Raw genomic sequence first — 22,340 nt, forward strand, 5'->3', positions numbered from 1 at the left:
GTAATGTTATAAAGTAGCATATATCATCCGCCGCGCGGGTCTGACCTGCAGGGTTCCATTTTACCGGAGAAAGGATTGATAACCTGATGCTCAAATTTGCTCTCTCGCCTCTGCTGGCTATGCTGCTCGCCGTGGTTAATGCTCCAGTCAACGCAGCCCCTGAGCGGGTCGCCGCACTGGTCGCCCCGTTTGAAATTAAAGGCAGTGACCCCACTTTGTCAGGGGATATCTTCCTGAAAATGTCCATCGTTGAAACGCTGGTCAATGCCGACAGTCACGGACAGCCGCTGCCGGGTCTGGCCAGCAGCTGGTCGGTAACAGAGAATGGTCTGGTGTGGCGCTTCACGCTGCGTTCCGGCGTGAAATTCCATGACGGCAGCACGTTGACGGCGCAGAACGTGGTTAACGCGCTCAACGTTGCCAGGAGCAAGCCGGGCCTGTTGGATAAAGCGCCAATAGCTGATATTCGTGCCGAGGGGCAGCAGGTTCTGATTGCGCTTACCCAGCCGTTTACCCCATTACTGAGCATGCTGGCGGAAAACCGGGCGCAGATCCTCGCTGCCGCCTCGTATAACGATGCGCATAAAGTGGTACAGGTCATCGGCACCGGGCCGTACCGTCTCACCTCGCTTCAGCCGCCTCAGAAATTGACCGTGGCGCGCTTCCACGATTATTGGGGTGCAGCCCCGTCTATCGAACAGGCCAGCTATATGGCGGTGGGCCGTGCAGAAACGCGGGCGCTACTGGCCGAGAGCGGCAACGCCGATCTGGTGCTGAATCTCGACCCGGCCAGCCGCAGTCGGCTGAATAAAAATGCCAAAGTACAGCTGCTGTCGATGGCCATTCCGCGCAGCGTACTGTTAAAAGTGAATGCCGGGCATCCGCTGCTGGCCGATGTGCGCGCGCGCCAGGCGTTGAGCATGGCGCTGGATCGCGATGGTATTGCCCGCGCCATTCTGCGTTACCCGGCGGCGGCTGACCAGCTGTTCCCGCCTTCCGTGGCGCAGTGGCATAACGCCAGCCTGGCACCACTGAGTCACAATTTGCCGCAGGCGCGGGCGCTGCTGGCTGAACTCGGCTGGAAACCGGGCGCAGAGGGTACGCTGCAACGTAACGGCCAGCTGTTTTCTCTTACGCTGACCACCTATCCCGATCGCCCGGAACTGCCGCTGATTGCTGCCGCCATCCAGCAGCAGCTGCGAGATATTGGCGTACAGGTGGCAATAAACACGACAAATTCCGGTGAGATAGCCGCCATGCACCATGACGGTACGCTGGAGCTGGCGCTGGTGGCGCGCAATTTTGCGCTGACGCCGGAGCCGCTCGGCACGCTGCTACAGGATTATGCGCCACGGGGCGGGGACTGGGGGGCAATGAACTGGTCAAATGCGACCTTTGATCAGACGTTAGCCAGGCTGGAAACCGGCAGCAATGCGGCTGACAGTCAGCAACAGCGTGAACTGCTGACGCGTATTCTGCAAAGCGAGCTGCCCACTATTCCGGTGGTGTGGTATCAGCAGAGCGCCGCCGTCTCTCCTCGTCTGAGTGGTGCCGTGCTCGACCCTTTTGAGCGCAGCTTCGGGTTGGAAAAAATGAGGTGGGCAGAATGATGCGGATGCTGGGTTACCGACTGCTGCAGGCCGTGCTGGTGGCGCTGCTGGTGGGCGGGCTGACTTTTGTCATGATGCGTGCGCTGCCCGGAGACAACGCCTGGCGCATCGCCGCCGGGCGCTATGGTTATGACCATGTTGATGCGGCTGCGGCCAGCGCGGTGCAGCAGGAACTGGGGCTGGATCGTCCGGCCTGGCAGGCGCTCGCCGACTGGTTTATCGCACTGCTGCATTTTAATCCCGGTAACTCGCTGGTTTCGGGCGCGCCAGTGATGCAAGAGATCGGGCCTCAGTTGGGGCAGTCCCTGCTGCTGGCGGCGGCGGCGCTGCTGCTGTCGTTGCTGCTCGGGCCACTGCCGGGCCTTATTGCCGGGCTGTTCCCCGGCGGAAAACTTGACCGCATACTGTTGGCGATGTCCACCGCGCTGCGTGCGCTGCCGCATTTTGTGCTGGGGCTGATTCTGGTGCTGGTATTCGCCCTCGGCCTCGGCTGGCTTCCCGCTGCGGGCTACGGTAATGCTGCGCATCTGCTGTTGCCGGCACTGACGTTGGCCCTCGGGCTGGCAGCGGTTTCTGGCCGCGTGGCGCGCAATGCAATGCATCAGGTAAGCGAATCGGCCTGCTATCAATTTGGCCGCACCAAAGGGCTGAACGAGCGGACGCTGTTCTGGCGTCACGGGCTGCGTAACGCCAGCGTGCCGCTGATCGCCTACCTCAGCGTACAGTTTATCTATCTGATTGAAGGGGTGATTGTGGTGGAAACTCTGTTTGCGTGGCCGGGGATTGGCCATGCGCTGGTGCATGCCATATTTGCGCGTGATGTCCCTGTGATCCAGGGTACGGCGCTGATCATGGGCCTGCTATTTGTGCTGCTCAATGCACTGAGTGACGGGCTGTGCTACTGGCTGGATCCACGGAGGCACAACGCGTGATAAAAGAACTGATGTGTCGCACCTCAATGGCACAACGTGCCGGAGCGACCTTGCTACTGCTGTTGGGGATCTTCGCCTTTATTCTGCCATTACTGTGGCCACAGGATCCGCTGCGTCAGCAGTTGATGCTGGCGTTACAGTGGCCCGGCCCGGATGCTCCGCTGGGTTATGATCATCTTGGGCGCTCGCTGTTTGCACGCCTCACGGCGGCGATCCGTTTGTCGCTTGGGCTGGCGCTAATCGCCGTGTTGAGTGCGCTTATTCCGGGTATTTTTCTTGGCGTACTGGCCGCATGGCGCGGCGGAGTGGTCGATCGTGCTGTTTCGCTGCTGGCTGATGCCTTTCTGGCGCTACCGGGGCTGTTACTGGTTTTACTGTTAACCGCCCTGGTGCCGGACTCCGCCCTTATGCTGTATATCGGTATTTCGCTGCTGCTGTGGGTTGAGTACTTCCGCCTTAGCCGCGCCATCGCTCGCCCGCTGTTAATGTCCCCGGCGGTGCAGGCTTCTCGCCTGTTGGGCTTCAGCCCGTGGCTTATCTTTCGCCGCCATTTGTGGCCGGAGATGGCTCCGCTGGTACTGACCGTGGCCGCATTCGGTGCAGCCAGCGCGGTGATGGCGATTGCCGCACTCGGTTTTGTCAGCGTTGGTGTGCGTCCCCCCACGCCTGAACTGGGGCTGATGATGACCGAGCTGCTGCCTTATTACGAAGAAGCGCCCTATGCGCTGCTGCAGCCGGTGGTGGTGGTATTTTTACTGGTGTTAAGCCTGTTACTACTGGCAGGGAGAGAGAAATCATGATGCTGATGGACATTGTACAGGCAGCCGTCAGCGGAGGCGAAATGAATGTACAGCCGCTGTCATTCACGCTGCATGCTGGCCGGCCGTTTACTCTGTTGGGTGAGAGCGGTTCAGGTAAAAGCCTGCTGGCTCAGGCGGTGACAGGTACGTTGCCCGACGGATTGCAGGCAAGTGGGGCGCTGAATGTTAACGGCCAGCGTCACGATCTGGCCAGCCGCCCGGCACGCTCCCTGTGGGGACATACGCTGGGTATCTTGCCGCAGGAGCCGTGGCTGGCGCTTGATCCTATCATGCGAGCAGGAGACCAGGTGGCAGAGAGCTATCGGTTTTTACGCGGTATGACGGCGGCACGCGCGCGCGCGCTAGCCATCAACGATTTGCAGGCATTGGGGGTGGAACAGGCCGCTAATAAGCTGCCACAGGCGCTGTCCGGAGGTATGGCCCAGCGGGTGGCGTTTGCGGCTGTCCGTGCCGGTGGTGCGCAAATTATTGTTGCCGACGAGCCGACAAAAGGGCTGGACGTGGCACGCCGCGACGAGGTGATTACCTTGTTATTGCGTGCAGTTCAGGCCGGCGGCGGGCTGTTCACTATCACCCATGATATTGAACTGGCGCGGCAGCTGGGTGGTGAGTTAGCGATAATGCGGCAGGGTGAAATTGTCGAACGCGGCAGCGCACAGCAGGTGCTGACGCGGCCGCAACATCCCTACACTCAGGCGCTGCTGGCCGCCGATCCGACGCGTTGGCCCGTGCGTGAAACCGCAGTGCACCATCGGCAGGTGGTACTGGAAGCCCATAATCTCAGTAAAAAGCGCGGCGGTTGCCAACTGTTCAGCCGTCAGTCGCTGTGTGTGCATGCCGGAGAAGTGATTGGAATTACCGGCCCGAGCGGCTGCGGTAAAAGCAGCTTTGGCGATATTTTACTCGGGTTACTGGCTGCTGATAGCGGCGAGGTGGTGCGCGATCCTCTGCAGGCAGCGGTCAGGTATCAGAAAATCTTCCAGGATCCCCCGTCTGCCTTTGCCCCTCATGCCAGATTGCGCCAGGCACTTGACGATGTGGTTCGCCGTCACCGACTCGATGGTCAACGCATCGGGCAGCTGATGGAGCGGCTGCAAATCTCCCCTCTGCTACTTGACCGTTACCCAAAGGAAATCTCCGGAGGCGAACTGCAACGCTTTGCGCTGCTGCGCGTACTGCTGCTTGACCCGGTATTTCTGTTTGCCGACGAGCCGACTTCCCGGCTTGATCTTCTGACCCAGCAGCAGACCATCGAACTGCTGGTTGAAGTGGCCGCAGAGCAGAACTGTGCGCTGCTGATAGTCAGCCACGACGAGGCGCTTATTGACCGCATCAGCCACCGGCGCATCAGGTTGGGGGCTGAACAGGTGTTGAAACGCGCGGGAGACCAGCGCGCTTAGTAGACTTCCGATCGGCGCAGCGCTATTCAGGATGGTATTAGACAGGATTCGGATCGTCCCGCCGTTTAGTCAAGTGCGGTTAATAGCGTGGTAACCGGCAGTCGGGTTCAATTGTGTATCGCCAATCAGCACCGGAATATTCTGGGTGCTGAGCTGGGTCCGCCCGCCGCTCAAATACTCTCCAGCTGGAAGTGTAAGCATCCCGCATAATGGTGCNATTCACTTTTAGAGATCTTCCGGCATACTGATGATGCCTCCTGAGGAGACCGTTATGCGCAAAGCCCGTTTTACCGAACACCAGATCATCGCCGTTCTGAAGTCTGTGAGAGATATGTGGCTTCCTTATAATCAGACAGTCAATAACAATTAATAGTAGTAAAAATATTGAGATTAAAAACCTCCGCATTATCGTTTTCCTTCTATATTGAGCAGCATGGGTGTTGAAGGATTGAGCACAACAGATGGCTGATGTGAGGGCAGTTCACGCCAGTATTTTGAGCCGTTGGGATGGATGAGCAGATACATAGCGAAGGCGTTCGTGAGTTTGACGGCTTTCACGGAAGGCTCTGTATTTCTAATTTTTATACCAGTGAGCGCCACAGATCAGCCCCCTGTATGATAGTACAAAACGGATCGAACCGGATGTGTCAGCAAATATGGGTTAATGATGCCGTACTTTAAAGGATGGTGTCGAACATGGGGGAGAGGATAACTGCATGAATAAAAAGCGGAAAGCAGAGATGATGGAACGTCTGCTAACCTGAAAATGGCTCCTCTGACTGGACTCGAACCAGTGACATACGGATTAACAGTCCGCCGTTCTACCGACTGAACTACAGAGGAATCGTTTGAACGGGGCGAATAATAATTATCTCAGGCGTAGGTGTCAACGGGAAAAGTTACCCTGGTCAATTGATTGCTGATGTTTGCAGCAACCTGATGATTTGATATGCATTTTATCCTGGATTTCTTCCAATTCAGGCTGCAAGCTGTTTGCCATCCGCCTGATTATTGTATGGGGACTGATGAGCTGGGTATCAGCTAAACCGATCGGAGATGGCGTCCTCTGCCGACGCCATCCCTGCTAATCAGGTCAAAAGTATCTTGCGCTCGCGGCGCAGAGAATAAATAAACGCCATGACAAACAGCAGAGCGAACAGCACCACGATGGTGGGACCGGGAGCACTGTCGAGGAAGAATGACAGGTACGTGCCGCTAAAGCAGACCGCGATTGCCAACAGCAACGCACAGATCATCACCGATGAGAAAGTGCGCATAAGCAGAATGGCAATGGCCCCCGGGGCAATGAGCAGCGCAATTGACAACACGATCCCCACTGCTTTCAGCGTGGCGACGATGGTCAGTGCGATCATGCTCAGCAGGCCATAGTGCAGTAGCGTTGTGTTCAGCCCGCATGCTTTCGCCTGCTGCGCATCAAAAGCATGCAGCACCAAATCGCGCCATTTAATGCCAATGATAGCAGCGATAACGCCGGCAATGGCTGCGCTTTGCAGCATATCGCTGGGGGAAATACCTAACATATCGCCGAACAGGATGTGGTCGAGATGCACCTCGGATTTCACCGAGATATAGAGGATCAGACCAGCGGCGAACATCCCGGAAAAGATAATGCCCATCACGGTATCCTGTTTAATGCGGCTGTTCTCCGTCACGAAGCCAGTCGCCATTGCGCAGAACAGCCCGGCACAAAACGCGCCGACAGCCAGAGGGATGCCGAGTATCCAGGCCACCACCACGCCGGGAAACACCGCATGGCTCATGGCATCGCCCATCAGCGACCAGCCTTTGATCACCATGAAGCTGGAGAGCAGGGCGCAGGGGATAGCGACAATCACCGATATGGCCAGTGCCGTATTCATAAAGTCAAACTGAAACGGGCTAAGCAGCAGTTCTGTCAGGCTCATAATGCCCCCTGTTCTGACAGCGCTACACGTTTGCGCCGTGCCAGCAGGCCGTGTTTAGGTGCCAGCACAAAGGCAGTCAGAAACACCAGCGTCTGTGCCACAACAATAATGCCCCCGGTAGCGCCATCAAGGTAGTAGCTTACCCATGCGCCGAAGAAGCTGGTGACGCTGCCGATAACGACCGCAATCATCAGCAGCGACGGGAAACGGTCGGTAAGCAGATAAGCGGTGGCGCCGGGCGTCACCACCAGGCAGATCACCAGGAAAGCGCCAACGGTTTGCAGGGCGGCAATGGTGCAGGCTGCCAGCAGGGTGAAAAACAACAGCTTGAGGCGCGTCGGGTTAAGACCCACCGAGCGGGCGTGATTCTCATCAAAGAAAGTCACCATCAAATCTTTCCACTTCATCAATAATATCAGCAGCGAAGTGAAGCCAATGATGGCGAGCTGTAAAATATCCTCTGGCGCAATGGCCAGAATATTGCCGAGTACAATGGTCTGAATATTTACCGCAGTGGGATTAAGAGAAACCATAAATAGGCCGATGCCAAAGAAGGAAGAGAAGATTAGCCCGATAATCGCATCCTCCTTCAGACGTGTGCGCTGGTTCAGAAACAGCATACTGCCCGCTGCAAGACCTCCGGAGAGAAAAGCCCCGAGAGCGAAAGGCAGCCCCAGCATCCAGGCGCCAGCCACGCCCGGAACGATCGAGTGCGACAGCGCGTCACCGATTAATGACCAGCCCTTTAGCATCAGGTAGCAGGAAAGAAAGGCGCAAACGCCGCCCACCAGCGCTGAAACCCACATTGCATTAAGCATATATTGGTAGTGGAAAGGTTCAGTCAGCCATGCCATCAGCGGTCCCCCTGAACGAGTGAGAGCGCCGGCAGAGGGTCAGCGTCGTTAAACACCAGATCGCGCAACTCACCGCTAAAGGCATTCTCCAGGTTGCTACGGGTAAAGGTGGTGGCAGTGGGGCCGCAGGCCAGCACCGTACCTTTGACGATAACCGTGTGGTCACAATAGTCAGTGACGGAAGCCAGGTTGTGGGTAGAGACCAGCATGGTGCGCCCTTCGTCGCGCAGCTCATGCAGCAGGTTGACGATCTGGCGCTCGGTATTGACGTCGACGCCGGTAAATGGTTCATCCAGCAGGATCACCTGACCACGTTGTGCGATAGCGCGAGCGAGAAAGACGCGTTTTTTCTGCCCGCCGGACAGTTCACCGATTTGACGACGGCGGAAGTCTGTCATGCCAACTCGCTCCAGAGCCGCAGCGACCAGGCGTTTGTCTTCGGCGCGGGCAATGCGCAGCATGCCCATATGCCCGTAACGACCCATCATTACCACGTCCTCGACCAGTACCGGAAACGACCAGTCGACATCCTCGGACTGCGGAACATATGACACCAGGTTGTTTTTTAGCGCCCTGTGCCACGGTTGATCCAGCAGAGTAATCGTTCCGGACGAGGGGGGGACAAAGCCCATAATGGCTTTAAACAGCGTCGATTTCCCGGAACCGTTGATCCCGAGCAGCGCAGCAATGCTGGCGGTGGGGATCTGTAATGAGGCGGCGCGCAGGGCAGTGTGCCCGTTGCGATAGGTGACCGTCAGGTTAGCAACCTCAATGCCGTTCTGACGTGCGGCGCTAATGTTCATTTAGCCAACCCCTGATGAATACCGTTGACAAGAGTTTCACTGGTGACGCGCAGCAGGTCGAGATAGGTCGGAACCGGGCCATCTGCGGTGCTGAGCGAATCAACATAGAGTATGCCGCCGTAGTGGCTGCCGGTCTCACGCGCAACCTGACGGGCGGCTTTATCGGATACGGTACTTTCGCTGAATACGGCCGGAATTTGATATTGTTTCACTTTGTCGATGACTTTGCGCACCTGTTGAGGCGTTCCCTGCTGATCGGCATTGATTGGCCACAGATACAGTTCCTGCAAACCAAAATCACGCGTCAGATATGAAAATGCACCTTCACTGGTTACCAGCCAGCGTTTGTCTGCGGGTAGCTGTGCCAGCGCCTGCTGCACCGGGGCGATGGTCGCGCTAATTTTTTCTTTATAGGCAGCCGCATTTTTGCGATAGATGTCGGCATGGACAGGATCGTATTTCACCAGCGCATCGCGGATATTATCCACGTAGATCAGCGCATTGTTGGGCGACATCCACGCATGGGGATTAGGTTTACCGTTATAGGGGCCTTCGCTGATACCCAGCGGAATAATCCCGTCGGAAACCACCACTTCCGGCACCCCGGACAGATGTTGGTAAAAGCGTTTAAACCATAATTCGAGGTTAAGCCCGTTGGCCAGGATCAGCTGCGCACCCTGAGCGCGCTTAATATCACCGGGTGTTGGCTGATATTCGTGGATCTCGGCGCCCGGTTTGGTTATTGACGCGACTTCTGCCGCATCTCCGGCGACGTTCTGTGCCATGTCGGCAATAATGGTAAAGGTGGTGATCACCTTAAACTTATCCTGTGCCAGCGCGGGTGCCAGCGGCAGCGCGGCGAGCGCCACGCCACATAACCATCCTTTTAATCGATACAGATATGACATGAGCTCTCCCGGAGTGCTTAAAATACGCCTTAAATAGCAACTGCTATAATATATAGCATAAGCTATACCTCGTTGTGAATGATTTTTGCACAAAAGGTTGACTGGCGTCTTATCGAAGTCGGATGTGCGGGCAGCACTGAAAGGGGAAAGCGTTCTGGTGTCATCCGCCATAAAGCCGGCTGGAGTCCTGAGATTGACCTGTCATCTTGCGAAGAGTTAAAGCCTTATGGATTAGCCTATCCGTCAGCCTTTAACTCAGTGAAAACCCGGTAAGTCATCCTTACCGGGTGGTGTTTAGCCCAGGTCGAAGCGGTCGAGATTCATCACTTTGTTCCAGGCTGCAACAAAGTCGGTGACAAATTTCTGCCCGGCATCGGCGGAGGCGTAAACTTCTGCCACTGCTCGCAGGATGGCATTAGAGCCAAATACAAGGTCGGCGCGTGTGGCACTGTATCTGACTTCACCCGTTTTACGGTCGTAACCGGCGAACAGCCCGTCTCCGCCGTCAGCGGCACGCCACGCGGTACGCATATCGAGCAAATTGACGAAAAAGTCGTTGCTGAGTACGCCAACATGTTCGGTGAGCACACCGTGTTCGCTGGCATCGAAATTAGCGCCAAGCACGCGCAGCCCGCCAACCAGCACGGTCAACTCTGGGGTACTTAACGTCAGCTGCTGGGCCTTGTCGATGAGCAAAGTCTCGGTTGACGGCCCGTTTGCTATACGTTGGTAGTTGCGGAAACCATCCGCCAGCGGCTGCAGCAGGTTGAAAGAATCGATATCCGTCTGTTCCTGCCGCGCATCGACACGACCAGCGGTAAATGGCACTTCAATGCTGACGCCGGCCGCCGTTGCGGCTTGCTCAATACCGACTACGCCCGCCAGCACGAGCGTATCCGCTAACGAAATTTTACCAGATGCCTGCTGTATCGCCTGTAGCTGAGGCAGAGCGCGGCTGGCGATGGCATTAACCGGCCAGTCTTTTTGTGGCGCCAGGGCCAGGCGTGCACCGTTAGCGCCACCGCGTTTGTCACCGCCGCGAAAAGTCGAGGCGGATGCCCAGGCAACCGACACCAGTTCACTGACTGAAAGCCCGCTTAAGGCAATTGCTGCCTTTACATCGTCGATATCACCGGACGAGGGCTGGTGCACAGGGACTGGGAGCGGATCCTGCCAGAGCAGGTCTTCTTGCGGGACTTCAGGCCCCAGATAGCGCGCTTTCGGCCCCATATCTCGATGGGTCAACTTGAACCAGGCGCGGGCGAAGGCTTCGTTAAACGACTGCGGATCCTGCAGGAAACGCCGCGATATTTTTCCAAATTCCGCATCGAAGCGCAGCGTCAGATCGGTGACCAGCATGGCAGGCTTACGCTTTTTATTGGCATCGAACGGGTCGGGGATCGATGCTTCCGCATCCTGAGCCTCGAACTGAATCGCGCCGGCCGGGCTGTGAGTTTGTACCCACTCATATTTGAACAGGTTTTCGAAAAAGGAGTTGCTCCACTGGGTTGGCGTCTGTGTCCAGATCACTTCCAGACCGGAAGTGATGGCGTCTGCGCCTGAACCGCCACCGTAGCTGCTTGTCCAGCCCAGCCCCTGGGATTCAAGCGGAGCCGCTTCCGGGTCAACGCCAACGTGGCTGGCCTCTCCGGCACCGTGGGTTTTACCCAGCGTATGGCCTCCGGCTATCAGGGCGACAATCTCTTCATCATTCATCCCCATGTTGCCAAAGGTGGCGCGGATGGCCGGAGCCGCAGATGCCGGATTACCGCTGGCTTCAGGGCCTTCCGGATTGACGTAGATAAGCCCCATCTCCGTCGCGCCCAGTGGTGCATTGGCAAGACTTTCCGGATGGCGGTGCGTCAGCCACTCTTTCTCGCCCCCCCAGTTGATATCCAGGTCAGGCTCCCAGACGTCTTCGCGCCCGGCAGCAAAGCCAAAGGTACTGAAACCGGCGTTTTCCAGTGCAACGTTTCCAGCAAGAATATAGAGATCGGCCCAGGATATCTTCTGGCCATATTTTTGCTTTACCGGCCATAGCAGGCGTCTCGCTTTATCCAGACTGACGTTATCCGGCCAGGCATTAAGCGGTGCAAAGCGCTGCTGACCGCGTCCGGAGCCTCCACGGCCGTCAACGGTACGGTAAGTACCGGCGCTGTGCCAGGCCATGCGGATAAACAGCCCGATATAGCTACCCCAGTCGGCGGGCCACCACTCCTGCGAGTCGTTAAGCAGTGATTTGAGATCGGCTTTAAGCTGGGGATAGTTCAGTTTGCGAAACTCATCACGATAATTGAAATTTTCATTGAGCGGGTTGGAACGTTGAGAGTGCTGATTTAATAAATCAACACGCAGTTGATCAGGCCACCAGTCACGGTGACGGGTTCCGCCACCAGCACCTTGGGCCAGAACGCTTTTTTCCTCACTTTGGGCATGGAAAGGGCATTTTCCCGCCGGCGCACTGTCATTCGTATTATGCGTATTCATTTTCGGACTCCATCACTCATATTGACAGAGGCAGCTTAACGGGCACTGATGATAGTTGATATCTGAATTAATCAACTTGTTTGATAGGTAATACCTTTTATATTTCTGCTTCAATTTTTATTCCAGATCATAACGGGTGAAATAGCAGCCCGTTGCAGACCGCACGTTTTCATTTGATGATGCGGTCCCGGCAGCAGATTATTCCTGTTGTGTGATTGTAAATCATTTAGGGATAAATTCGTCATTAACAGTAAAAAGTCCTGTTTAGGAGAATGATTGTTTGCGACCGCCACAAGTTGCTGCCAATAACCCTGCCTTCACACCGAGGAGAAAATCATATCAATGCGAGGATTAAAAAAGATATTTTCTAGAAGTGAGATTATGTTTTATTGTATTTATCTTGATTACTTATCATGAAAAAGAAGTAAGATTTTTCACAAAATTAAGAAAATGAACTAGTGGCAGGGAAAGTGTATTCCCGTGCGAAATACATGAGCATTAACTAATAAGATAAAAATACTTTCAAAAAAGAGGTTTATTAGATTACACAGAATAGTTTTCTTTTGCTGCAGGGGAGATATTGTTTAAGTTCAGGAACGGCGGGGATTCTTCCGGCAGCAGGTAACTTTTGTGCCGTCAGGATTTATCAACAAACATATATCGACGCCATTGGTGAGCTTTACTGGCTTATTGGAAAGTGTAGCATGGCTTATATTTACATCATTGAGTGCTACGGGTCAGGCTCCCATGTGAGGGTATAAAACAAAGGAACCGATTGTACCAAAAAACATAACCTCAAATGTGGGGGAGTAGGGATCAGTGGGCGTTGCCGGACATGGTGATGAGGGTAACTACATAGCCTGAGATAAAAAAAGACGCCCGTAGACATCCACTTCCCTTAAATTGGCTCCTCTGACTGGACTCGAACCAGTGACATACGGATTAACAGTCCGCCGTTCTACCGACTGAACTACAGAGGATTTGTTTTAACGCGGCGAATTCTAGCGATCTGCATTCTGGCTGTCAACAGCAAAAAAAGTTTAGCTATCAACTGGCTGCGTTAACATCAACCCGGTGGATTAATGAACGGTTGTTCCACCATTGTGTACTTGCAGGCGCTGCCAGGGATCCTGGCGATAAAACTGGCAAAGACGCTGATAAAGCGATGGAAAACGGGAAACCAACAGTTCAGGGGCGCTAAAAAAATACTCTGAAAGAACAGCAAAGCATTCGGCCGGTTCGCTGGCCGCGTAGGGGTCAATACTGGCGGCATCTTCTCCTCGCTGGTCGACCTCTTCCTGAATCAGGTTCATCGCAGCGTGCAGATCGCGTTCCCAGCCCATCACATCGTGCAGAGCAATAGCAGGAATGCCGTTGGCAATACCGCTGCCGCGAGCATCCAGTTTATGCGCCACCTCGTGGATCACCAGATTGTAACCGGAGCGGTCAAAGGAAACCTGCACGTCCAGCCAGTTGAGAACGATCGGCCCCTGTTGCCAGCTCTGACCGGCATGTACCGTAGGTTCGCGGTGCACCAGTCCAAACTCGTCCTGCCATTCTTCATCGACCACAAAGGGAGAGGGATAGATCAATACTTCGTGAAAACCGTCCAGCCAGTCATAGCCGAGTCTCATCACCGGCAGGCAGAACAGTAAAGCCAGACGACAGCAACTGAGCGGATCCAGCACCAAACCCTGCAAGGGTACCAGGCGTTTCTGGCGTAGAAAACGATCGGCAAGCTGGCACAGCTCCTGACTTTCCGCCGTGCTCAGGGTTGTCAGTAGCGGTATATGCAGCGCCTGTGTCCAGGGGGGGGCAGCAACAGGTGCGTTTTTTTCACTTTTCCACGGCCACTTAAACATCTGTTTTCGCTCTTGTCTGCTAAAGGCTGTGATAACCGCCAGTCAGATCGGCTTAAATTCGATCACCCATACCCAGGGATTTGCTTCCCAGCTGTTGCAGCCGTATAGCGTGACCCACTGCTTGCGATAGGCGTCTTTTGCCGATCCAGCTTCGCTTTGCAGAGTGAAAAAATTGTTGAGAAAGTGAGTCTCAACCTGCACGCCTTCCGCCATCACATCGTCATCGCTGATATCCTGGATCTTTTCTACCCGGATATCGGTGATAAGCAGATCGATACGGCTGGCCCAGCGCGGCATATGAATGCCTGCCTGCCACCCACCCAGTTGTTCCTGATCGTCTGCACTATAAATGCTGCTGTCGGCCTGATACTGGCAATAATCTGCCTTTTTGAACTGCGACGGTGACTGCTGGTAGCGCACGATATCCTCTGCCGGTACAATCGGCCCACGCCATGTTTCACGTACCCACAGGCGATCACCAGGCTGTCCGTAAGGGCAGTGGTGGCTCAGATTATCGAGGCTCAGTACGCGGTTACCCTGCAGATGATTACCCAGCACGTCGATACCATAGCAGCCTTCGTGATTATCCTGACCTGGTTCAAGAGGTTGTGATTTCATGATACGCCGTGTTTGTCGTTGTTGGCCCGAGAGCAGGGCGCGCACCCGTTGATGGCTGAATAAAATCGGGCGTTCTTTCATTGTTTGGCCTCTAATAAAATTCCACATTCTTGTTCCAGGCCGGTGCATAGAACCGTCATCCTGTAAGGGTAATTCCTAACATTAGCTCAAATGAAAAGCTTGGGTAAATTTTTGGCTCACCTTCCGTGAAGATGATGAAAAAAGCACTGAAGTGATTGACGGGAATGAGCACTTTGCCAGGTTACAATTTGCCCTTAGCGCCCGGCACGTTGGACATTCCATTATGTCGTCAGCTTGATATTTTATACCAATACAATACGTTAGTGTTGAAATACCCGGTGTCCGGCGCAGTAACCTGTGGCTTAACAGCAGAAGACAGGGTGAAGCCGACAGGCATATACTGATGAGCTGTCTCAGGGCGTTTTACCCCGGCCACGCTATTTCATCACGGCAATTGATCATTAACGGGAATTGAAGATGCCTGAAACAGCACGGGTCACTGTCCAATATGAAAAAAGTGATGTACTGAGCAACAAATAAACCTATCAGTTTGATTTAGCTCAAATTATGCCGTCGATCGTTGGCGGCCGCAAATGGGCAATCACTCATGACATCTCAAAAACGTCTGAACATGAAGGAGAAGCCCATGACGCTGGCTCACTGGCAATCACGTTTTGAACACTGGCTTAACGAAAGCTGGCAGCATGATGACAAAGCCCATGACGTGGCACACCTTAAGCGGGTTTGGCAAACCGCGCAGCGCATCATGCAGGGGGTTGATGCGGATGCGCTGGTGGTGATGGCCGGATGCTACTTCCACGATATTGTTAACCTGCCGAAAAACCACCCACAGCGGCATCTCGCTTCGGCACAGGCTGCTGACGAGACGCGGCGCATTTTACGGCAGATATTCCCGGACTTTCCATGCAATAAAATAGATGCAGTGACGCATGCCGTCCACGCGCACAGTTTTAGTGCCGGGGTGGCGGCAGAAACAATTGAGGCTAAAATCGTTCAGGATGCTGACCGGATTGAGTCCCTGGGGGCGATTGGCCTTGCGCGCGTATTTTATGTCTCTGGCGCGTTAGGGCGGGCGTTATTCGATAGCAGCGATCCGCTTGGGCGCGAACGCCCGCTGGATGATGCCCGATGGGCATTGGATCATTTTCAAAAGAAATTACTCAAGCTACCGCAAACGATGCAAACGGCTGAGGGTAAGCGTCTTGCGCAATATAATGCCGACTTCCTGGTAACCTATATGGCAAAACTGTGTGCAGAACTGAAGGGCGATTTTTTCGCCCTGGATGAAAGCGTGCTGGCCGAATTCAGCCTTTAACCGCCTGACAGACGTTGAATAACTCACCGTCATATTACCCGGCGTCCCGAGCACAAGGACGCCAAATCATCGCTATTCCGCCTGGTCATCACCGTAATAGAGTACGCCCAGTTTGATTAACGGACGCCCCTGGCTTTTACGATGAAGGTTGGTGTCGCGTAGCGAATACACACAGCCGCAGTATTCCTGCTGATAGAAACGTTCGCGTTTGCTGATCTCTATCATGCGCGCCGAGCCGCCTTTTTTGCGCCAGTTATAATCCCAATAGCTGATGCCGGGATAGGGCGCGGCGGCACGGTCACCGCAGTCGTTGATTTGCTGCATATTTTTCCAGCGCGAAATGCCCAGCGAGCTGGAGATCACCGGGAAATCGTTTTCCCATGCATAAAGCGCAGTGCGTTCAAAGCGCATATCAAAGCACATGGTACAGCGCACACCGCGTTCTGGCTCCATCTCCATGCCTTTTGCACGTTCAAACCAGTTATCAGTATCGTAGTCGGCATCGACGAACGGGATGCCGTGCTGTTCAGCAAAGCGAATATTTTCTTCTTTACGCAACAGATACTCTTTCTGTGGGTGAATATTCGGGTTGTAGAAGAAAATGGTGTAGTCAATGCCGGATGCCTGCAGGGCCTCCATCACTTCGCCGGAACAGGGGGCACAGCAGGAGTGCAGCAGGAGTTTTTTTGCGCCGTCTGGCAGCGTCAGCAGGTCGCGTTGTGGTGCGCTCATGGGGACAATTCCAATGCTAATAAGAAAACCGCACCATTGTAGTAGCACCCTGCTGCGCTGTCATTACCCTTCATCACGTCAGGGATGAATTCTCCTGGTTAAGGACCAGTGAAGTGATAGACTGTCACCCGTTTATTCCTTTTACCGAGTGATTATGAGCGATTTTGACCGCGTGGCCGCCGGGCCAGGCCGACAGGCACAAGCACGGCAGAAAGAAGACGATGATCGCCAGCTGTTACTGCGCGTGCTGGAGATTTACGATCGGAAGACCGTAGCAGCGACCTTAGGTAAGGTCAGCCTTCGGGAATGGACGCGAGACTCCGTCAATCGTTGGATTAAAGGCAGTAGAAGCCACACGCTAAATGAAGCTGAAGTCAGCATGTTGCACAACATGCTGCCGGCACCTCCCGCACATCATCCTGACTATGCGTTTCGCTTTATCGATCTGTTCGCCGGAATTGGAGGCATACGCAGCGGTTTTGAAGCCATTGGCGGCCAGTGCGCATTTACCAGCGAGTGGAATAAGCACGCGGTGCGCACTTACAAAGCCAACTGGTATTGCGATGAACGGCAGCACCGCTTCAATCAGGATATCCGTGATGTCACCCTGAGCGGCAAGCCCGAAATCACCGACAGGCAAGCCTACCAGCATATTCAGCAGCAGGTGCCGGATCATGATGTGCTGCTGGCCGGTTTTCCTTGCCAGCCATTCTCGCTGGCAGGCGTATCAAAAAAAAATGCGCTCGGACGCGCGCACGGCTTTGAATGCGAAGCCCAGGGGACGCTTTTTTTTGATGTAGCGCGCATTATTACGGCGAAAAAGCCGGCGATTTTCGTGTTGGAAAACGTGAAAAACCTGAAGAGCCACGATAACGGCAACACATTCCGCGTGATTATGGCAACGCTGGATGAGCTGGGCTACGAGGTGGCGGATGCCGACGTCAGCGGGCCGCAGGACCCGAAAATCGTCGACGGTAAGCACTTTCTGCCGCAGCACCGGGAGCGCATTATTCTGGTCGGTTTCCGACGCGATCTCAAGCTGCCCGCTTTCAGTCTGAGCGCGTTGCCCGCATTGTACCCACTACAGCGTACCCCGCTAAAAGCGCTGCTGGATAGCCACGTTGAGGCGAAATATATTCTGACGCCGACCTTATGGAAATACCTTTATCAGTATGCAAAAAAACATCAGGCGCGCGGCAACGGTTTTGGTTATGGGCTGGTGGACCCGGCGCTGGAAAACGGCGTGGTACGCACCCTGTCAGCACGCTATTACAAAGACGGTTCGGAGATCCTGATCGATCGCGGCTGGGATAAGGCGACAGGAGAGCGGGATTTCGATAACCCCGACAACCAGCAGCGTCGGCCGCGCCGCCTGACGCCGCGTGAGTGCGCAAGGTTAATGGGCTTCGAGCAGCCCGGCGCACAGACATTCCGTATTCCGGTTTCGGATACCCAGGCTTATCGGCAGTTTGGCAACTCGGTGGTGGTGCCTGCCTTCGCAGCGGTAGCAAAACTTCTGCTGCCATGGATCGAGCAGGCGGTGCGCCAGCGTCAGTGACAGTCAGGGAATGTGAAGTGTTGCCGCTACTGCCGCGCCAGTTTTAGCTACACTTATTGTCATCATTGAGGGAATATCAAGATGGCCGACGTTCATACCTCAGCGGTGCGTAGCAAAAACATGCGCGCCATTCGTACCCGCGATACGGCAATTGAACAACGCCTTGCTGCGCTGTTGAGCGAGCTTGGCCTGCCTTACCGGGTACAGGACAAAGCGCTGGCGGGGCGACCCGATTTTATCCTGCCTGACTGGCGGGCAATTATTTTTGTCCACGGCTGTTTCTGGCACGGCCATCACTGTCATCTGTTCAAATTGCCCGCCACGCGCACGGCGTTCTGGCAGGGAAAAATTGACAGTAATGTCGCCCGTGACCAGCGCCATATTGCCGAGTTGACCGCCAGCGGCTGGCGCGTACTGTTGGTTTGGGAGTGCGCGCTGCGCGGAAAAACCAGGCTGCAGGAGCAGGAGATCAGCACGCGTCTGGAGGAGTGGATCTGCGCCGCAGCGGGCAACGGCGAGATCGACGAATGGGGTATTCGTCAGCTGTAAGGATTAAGGCTCGAAGGTTTTTACCACCGGCCTGGCCGGCAGAAAATATTTTCCCAGCGTCACCAGAATCACCGCCAATACGATAATGCCCAGCGCCTGCCATTCGCGCTCCGTCAGGCTCTCACCGGCAAAGGCAATACCTAACAGCACCGCTACCACCGGATTAACGTAGGCATAGCTGGTGGCGATTGCCGGGCTGACATTGCGGATCAGGAACATATAGGCGTTGATGGCAATCACTGAACCGAACAGGCTAAGGTAACCGAGCGCCAGCAGGCCATTAAGCGCCGGTGCCTGCGTCAAATGTTCGCCATTGATGGCGCTTGCCGTCAGTAACACGACGCCAGCGGCCAGCATTTCGATGGCTCCGGCCATCATGCCGTGCGGCAGTTCAACGCGCGATCCCCATACTGAACCAAACGCCCAGCTCATAGACCCCGCGAGGATCATCAACGCCGCCCACGGATTGCCCGCCAGATGTCCGCCGCTGTTAAGCAGGATAATCCCGACCAGCCCGATGCCGATCCCCAGCCACTCAACCCACCGTGTCGCGATGCCAAACAGCCGGCTGAAACACATGGCGAACAGCGGCACGGTGGCGACCATGACTGCTGCCAGCCCGGAAGGGACATGCTGGTGCTCGGCTACGGTCACCGCGCCGTTGCCCATCGCCAGCAGCAGTACGCCAATCAGCGCCGCATTTCCGGCCGCGCGCAGCGGGGGAAGCTTCTCTCCCCGCAGTAACAGCAAAGTCAGCAGCACCACGCCAGCCAGTAAAAAGCGCAGCCCGGCCATCATCATCGGCGGCCAGCTTTCAACGCCAATGCGGATAACCAGATAGGTAGAACCCCAAATAAAGTAGAGAGCAAACAGCGCTGCCACCAGAGGCAGCAGTTTGGGCGCACGGCGTAGTGTCATGTCAGGATCTTCCGGTTAAAATCAGGTTAACAGACTGCAATGTGGCGAAGATTTTGCCACTCATTGGCAATGAATAGGCATTTTTTTTTACAAAATTTGCACTTGTTGCTCATAATTGCTTAGATCGATTTCTTATTAATATAGCCAGCCAAAGGTGGGCCATGGGCAGTGTCAAACTGACGGTAAGACGTTTGTATAAACTCAGCGGCGAACGCATGGTGAACACCGAGGCTACGGCGCGTATTTATGTAGGCGAACATCTGATCGCTACTGAACAGATCGGTGGAATGACAGAGAGCCCGGTGAGTAAGTACCTGCACCATGCGCAAGCACAAGGCCAGTCGGTACGTGTTGAGTGGGACTGCGACGGCATCGCCGATATGGCGGTGAGTGAAGTAGAACTGTGCCCCTGTTGTCAATATGATGAACATAAATAAGGAATGAGATTTTGGCTGGAAGTAGCTTATTGACCTTGCTGGATGATATTGCCACGCTGCTGGACGATGTTGCCGTTATGGGTAAAGTCGCAGCGAAGAAAACCGCCGGCGTGCTGGGTGATGACCTTTCGCTGAACGCACAACAGGTCAGCGGGATGAATGCCAGTCGTGAACTGCCGGTAGTATGGGGCGTGGCGAAAGGCTCGTTCCTTAATAAGCTGATTCTGGTACCGCTGGCGCTGCTGATCAGCGCCTTCGCCCCGTGGGCTATTACTCCGTTGCTGATGGTGGGGGGCGCATACCTTTGCTATGAAGGCGTGGAAAAGGTACTGCACAGCCTGCATAAGAACAAAAGCGAGGAGACGCCAGAGGCGCGGGAACAACGGCTGCTCAAGGTCGCGCAACAGGATCCGGCCGCTTTTGAGAAGAAGAAAGTGAAAGGGGCGGTGCGTACTGACTTTATCCTCTCGGCGGAAATTGTGGCAATCACTCTCGGCATTGTCTCCGAGGCACCGCTGCTTAATCAGGTCATTATCCTGGCAGGCGTGGCCATCCTGGTGACCATTGGCGTGTATGGCATTGTGGCAGCTATCGTGAAAATTGACGATCTCGGCCTGTGGCTGAAGCAAAAAAGCGCGTCGTCCGCTCAGGCGATGGGTGGGTTACTGTTGGCGTCGGCTCCCTGGCTGATGAAAACCCTGACGGTGGTCGGTACGCTGGCTATGTTCCTGGTCGGCGGCGGGATAATCGTACACGGGCTGCCGCAATTGCATCACCCGATTGCTGAATTCAGCGCGGAGATGCCTGGCCTGATGGCAGCAGTGGTCAATAATCTGGCTAATCTGGTACTGGGCTTTATCGTGGGTTCGATTGTGCTGTGGGTGGTAAATAGGGTTGGCAAAATGCGTCAGTCATCCGTATAAAGGCGGGGCTGAAAGCCGTTTTATCCAGGCTGCCCTTTTTTGTGAGGTGGATAATGCAAGACGATATTTTCGAATTTGATATTGATGCAGAGCTGGAGCAGGCGCGCGCGCGCGCCGAGCAGAAAGCAGCAGAAGTTCCTGTCGACCTCGGTGACGAAGCCGATTGCGAAGGCTGTAAAATCTAGCCCATAAATGAGACGAGCTTCACATAAAAAGCGAGTGCTTAAACGCCTCGCTTTTTTTATTTCCTGCGTTTTTAACCGCTTAATTTTAATTAACACATGTTTAACCCGGTATTAACGGAACAAATAATGCTCAGATGCTATAACTAAGGCTTGGATACCCAGTCGGTTGAGAGGTGCTTGATGGACTTTACGATAAGCGATGAAGTGCAGCACAAGGAGGGGGGGCCAGCAATGATTGTGACAGGTTTCGCCAGCGGCATGGTTGAGTGCCGCTGGTATGACGGTTTTAGCGTCCGGCGTGAGGCCTATAGCGCGGAGGAACTGTTGTTGAAGGATTCAGCAGCGCATCTGATGAGCTAACCAAAGGACCTGACGCGATAGCCGCTTGCCGGTGGGCGATGCATGATCTGCTCGCCCGGCACGTTTAAAGTTCGTTTTTAAGACAAAATTCTTCCCAGCTCATCCCCAGCGCTTCAGCATGGGAGTGCAGATAGTGCTCAATTGCCACAACCATCACTTCTTTATCCGGCTCGGCCAGCTGGATAGCAAACAGCATGCCGTCGAGTTTCTTTTCGCGGACCCAGGCCGCATATGCGCGGTCTTTTTGCATGGACTGTAGCTGTTCCAGGCTGATACCGAGCGTGGCGGCCTGTTCGGTGGTGAGATTTTCAATGCCGGATTTCAGCGTCGGATGCGCTTCAAGAAACAGTTCTTTGGCGATGGCGTAATATTCTTCAACGGTTTTCATAGCGGTTCTGCCTGCATAAGTGCCTGGATAGATGCGGGTCACAGTGTACACGGGGCGCTTAATCGGTGAAAGCCGGGCAGGAGTGCGTCTGTCGCCCTGATTGCTCATTGTGGTCCGCACGGCGGAGAAATTGCCTGCGGCATGACGCCTGTTAGCGGAAATTAATGGGATATCGCAGAAAGAGCAAAAATGGCTGTGTCATGGCGCATCAGACTTGCGGCAGGGCAGTCAAAAATTATAACTTATCGCGTTATTAAGAAAATCAGGATGAAAGAATGAAAAAGTGGATTATCGCTACGGTGGGAGCCATGGTTTTGAATGGTTGCGCAGAGCTGCCAAACTATTCCGGAGCGGTGAAAACGCCAGCCCCGGCCGAGCTGGTGGGCAACTGGCAAACCTTCGGGCCACAGAGCGGTCTGGTCAGTGACCAGGCGAAAGCCAGCCTGCTTATCACCGCACAGGGCGAAACGCTTGACTGCCGCCAGTGGCAGCGCGTGCTGGCAAAGCCCGGAAAGCTGACCCGGGCTGATGACCAGTGGGTTAACGTCAATACCCAGCAGCGTGTGATGCCGCTGGAGCTGAAAGGCAACGAGTTGCATTACGACAGGTTAATTTTACAGAAGGTTGCGCAGCCCACGGCCGAGTGTCAGCAGCAGCTCGACGCCCTGAAGAAGCCGGCTGACAAGGTTAAAACGCGCTAAACGCCACGGCCA

General features: G+C 54.8%; 23 protein-coding genes and 2 tRNA genes. 12 read left to right on the forward strand and 13 right to left on the reverse strand.

What is annotated here, in order from left to right; translation table 11 throughout:
* The first annotated feature begins 86 nt into the window (after positions 1–86).
* The 4 genes from EPYR_RS07445 to EPYR_RS07460 are packed head-to-tail and all read left to right on the forward strand — an operon-like array spanning position 87 to position 4,763.
* Positions 87–1,610, forward strand: coding sequence for an ABC transporter substrate-binding protein (locus EPYR_RS07445; RefSeq protein WP_012667786.1), 1,524 nt, complete (start codon positions 87–89; stop codon positions 1,608–1,610).
* On the forward strand, positions 1,607–2,542 hold the full coding sequence (locus tag EPYR_RS07450) for an ABC transporter permease (RefSeq protein WP_014538823.1): 936 nt from the start codon (positions 1,607–1,609) through the stop codon (positions 2,540–2,542). Before EPYR_RS07445 ends, EPYR_RS07450 begins: the two co-directional genes overlap by 4 nt.
* An 11-nt stretch (positions 2,543–2,553) precedes the next feature.
* Positions 2,554–3,342 (forward strand): ABC transporter permease, encoded by a 789-nt coding sequence (locus tag EPYR_RS07455; protein ID WP_014538824.1) that lies wholly within the window; start codon positions 2,554–2,556, stop codon positions 3,340–3,342.
* Positions 3,339–4,763 carry an ABC transporter ATP-binding protein gene (locus EPYR_RS07460; protein WP_012667789.1) on the forward strand — a complete coding sequence of 475 codons (1,425 nt, stop codon included), beginning with the start codon at positions 3,339–3,341 and terminating at the stop codon, positions 4,761–4,763. Before EPYR_RS07455 ends, EPYR_RS07460 begins: the two co-directional genes overlap by 4 nt.
* A 405-nt stretch (positions 4,764–5,168) precedes the next feature.
* Here the strand turns inward: EPYR_RS07460 and EPYR_RS20300 are convergent, their stop codons facing one another.
* The 10 genes from EPYR_RS20300 to EPYR_RS07505 all read right to left on the reverse strand — a co-directional run bounded on the left by EPYR_RS20300 (position 5,169) and on the right by EPYR_RS07505 (position 14,301).
* Positions 5,169–5,363 (reverse strand): Arm DNA-binding domain-containing protein, encoded by a 195-nt coding sequence (locus EPYR_RS20300; RefSeq protein ID WP_148217832.1) that lies wholly within the window; start codon positions 5,361–5,363, stop codon positions 5,169–5,171.
* A 167-nt stretch (positions 5,364–5,530) separates the two neighbouring features.
* Positions 5,531–5,606 (reverse strand) — tRNA-Asn (locus EPYR_RS07465).
* Between the two features lie 245 nt (positions 5,607–5,851).
* Positions 5,852–6,688 (reverse strand): metal ABC transporter permease, encoded by an 837-nt coding sequence (locus EPYR_RS07470; RefSeq protein ID WP_012667790.1) that lies wholly within the window; start codon positions 6,686–6,688, stop codon positions 5,852–5,854.
* On the reverse strand, positions 6,685–7,542 hold the full coding sequence (sitC, locus tag EPYR_RS07475; protein WP_012667791.1) for an iron/manganese ABC transporter permease subunit SitC: 858 nt from the start codon (positions 7,540–7,542) through the stop codon (positions 6,685–6,687). The genes EPYR_RS07470 and sitC overlap by 4 nt, the downstream gene beginning before the upstream one ends.
* Complete coding sequence (locus tag EPYR_RS07480) at positions 7,542–8,345, reverse strand: manganese/iron ABC transporter ATP-binding protein (RefSeq protein ID WP_012667792.1); 804 nt, start codon at positions 8,343–8,345, stop codon at positions 7,542–7,544. The genes sitC and EPYR_RS07480 overlap by 1 nt, the downstream gene beginning before the upstream one ends.
* On the reverse strand, positions 8,342–9,253 hold the full coding sequence (locus EPYR_RS07485; protein ID WP_012667793.1) for a metal ABC transporter substrate-binding protein: 912 nt from the start codon (positions 9,251–9,253) through the stop codon (positions 8,342–8,344). The genes EPYR_RS07480 and EPYR_RS07485 overlap by 4 nt, the downstream gene beginning before the upstream one ends.
* A gap of 294 nt (positions 9,254–9,547) precedes the next feature.
* Entirely contained in the window at positions 9,548–11,740 is a 2,193-nt protein-coding gene (katG, locus tag EPYR_RS07490) for a catalase/peroxidase HPI (protein ID WP_012667795.1), read from the reverse strand.
* 904 nt (positions 11,741–12,644) lie between these two features.
* Positions 12,645–12,720, reverse strand: a tRNA-Asn gene (locus EPYR_RS07495).
* Positions 12,721–12,819: 99 nt separating this feature from the next.
* Entirely contained in the window at positions 12,820–13,602 is a 783-nt protein-coding gene (mtfA, locus tag EPYR_RS07500) for a DgsA anti-repressor MtfA (RefSeq protein ID WP_012667797.1), read from the reverse strand.
* Between the two features lie 42 nt (positions 13,603–13,644).
* Positions 13,645–14,301 carry a hypothetical protein gene (locus EPYR_RS07505; protein WP_012667798.1) on the reverse strand — a complete coding sequence of 219 codons (657 nt, stop codon included), beginning with the start codon at positions 14,299–14,301 and terminating at the stop codon, positions 13,645–13,647.
* A 586-nt stretch (positions 14,302–14,887) separates the two neighbouring features.
* Between EPYR_RS07505 and EPYR_RS07510 the strand changes: the two genes are divergently transcribed.
* Positions 14,888–15,577 carry a phosphohydrolase gene (locus EPYR_RS07510; protein WP_012667799.1) on the forward strand — a complete coding sequence of 230 codons (690 nt, stop codon included), beginning with the start codon at positions 14,888–14,890 and terminating at the stop codon, positions 15,575–15,577.
* Positions 15,578–15,649: 72 nt separating this feature from the next.
* Here EPYR_RS07510 and EPYR_RS07515 read toward each other — a convergent pair whose 3' ends face one another.
* Entirely contained in the window at positions 15,650–16,309 is a 660-nt protein-coding gene (locus EPYR_RS07515) for an epoxyqueuosine reductase QueH (protein WP_012667800.1), read from the reverse strand.
* A gap of 154 nt (positions 16,310–16,463) precedes the next feature.
* On the opposite strand from EPYR_RS07515, the gene EPYR_RS07520 reads away from it, so the two are divergent.
* A complete protein-coding gene (locus EPYR_RS07520; RefSeq protein ID WP_012667801.1) occupies positions 16,464–17,867 on the forward strand; it encodes a DNA cytosine methyltransferase in 1,404 nt (467 codons plus the stop codon).
* Between the two features lie 81 nt (positions 17,868–17,948).
* Positions 17,949–18,416, forward strand: coding sequence for a very short patch repair endonuclease (locus EPYR_RS07525; protein ID WP_012667802.1), 468 nt, complete (start codon positions 17,949–17,951; stop codon positions 18,414–18,416).
* 3 nt (positions 18,417–18,419) lie between these two features.
* On the opposite strand, the gene yedA is transcribed toward EPYR_RS07525, so the two are convergent.
* Positions 18,420–19,334, reverse strand: a complete 915-nt coding sequence (gene yedA, locus EPYR_RS07530) for a drug/metabolite exporter YedA (RefSeq protein WP_012667803.1) — start codon at positions 19,332–19,334, stop codon at positions 18,420–18,422.
* Positions 19,335–19,495: 161 nt separating this feature from the next.
* Between yedA and EPYR_RS07535 the strand changes: the two genes are divergently transcribed.
* The 4 genes from EPYR_RS07535 (at position 19,496) to EPYR_RS07545 (ending at position 21,239) form a co-directional block, all read left to right on the forward strand.
* Entirely contained in the window at positions 19,496–19,771 is a 276-nt protein-coding gene (locus tag EPYR_RS07535) for a hypothetical protein (RefSeq protein WP_012667804.1), read from the forward strand.
* Between the two features lie 11 nt (positions 19,772–19,782).
* Positions 19,783–20,694 (forward strand): DUF808 domain-containing protein, encoded by a 912-nt coding sequence (locus EPYR_RS07540; RefSeq protein WP_014538829.1) that lies wholly within the window; start codon positions 19,783–19,785, stop codon positions 20,692–20,694.
* A 53-nt stretch (positions 20,695–20,747) separates the two neighbouring features.
* The gene (locus tag EPYR_RS21345) at positions 20,748–20,879 is read left to right on the forward strand and encodes a hypothetical protein (protein WP_014538830.1); all 132 of its coding nucleotides are present in this window, start codon (positions 20,748–20,750) and stop codon (positions 20,877–20,879) included.
* Positions 20,880–21,059: 180 nt separating this feature from the next.
* Positions 21,060–21,239 carry a YodC family protein gene (locus EPYR_RS07545; RefSeq protein WP_012667806.1) on the forward strand — a complete coding sequence of 60 codons (180 nt, stop codon included), beginning with the start codon at positions 21,060–21,062 and terminating at the stop codon, positions 21,237–21,239.
* A gap of 64 nt (positions 21,240–21,303) precedes the next feature.
* Here the strand turns inward: EPYR_RS07545 and EPYR_RS07550 are convergent, their stop codons facing one another.
* Positions 21,304–21,627 carry a DUF6388 family protein gene (locus EPYR_RS07550; protein ID WP_012667807.1) on the reverse strand — a complete coding sequence of 108 codons (324 nt, stop codon included), beginning with the start codon at positions 21,625–21,627 and terminating at the stop codon, positions 21,304–21,306.
* A 275-nt stretch (positions 21,628–21,902) separates the two neighbouring features.
* Between EPYR_RS07550 and yedD the strand changes: the two genes are divergently transcribed.
* Entirely contained in the window at positions 21,903–22,328 is a 426-nt protein-coding gene (gene yedD / locus EPYR_RS07555; protein ID WP_012667808.1) for a lipoprotein YedD, read from the forward strand.
* The last annotated feature ends 12 nt before the right edge of the window (positions 22,329–22,340 follow it).

This window comes from Erwinia pyrifoliae DSM 12163 (assembly GCF_000026985.1).
In the GTDB taxonomy this organism is placed as follows: domain Bacteria; phylum Pseudomonadota; class Gammaproteobacteria; order Enterobacterales; family Enterobacteriaceae; genus Erwinia; species Erwinia pyrifoliae.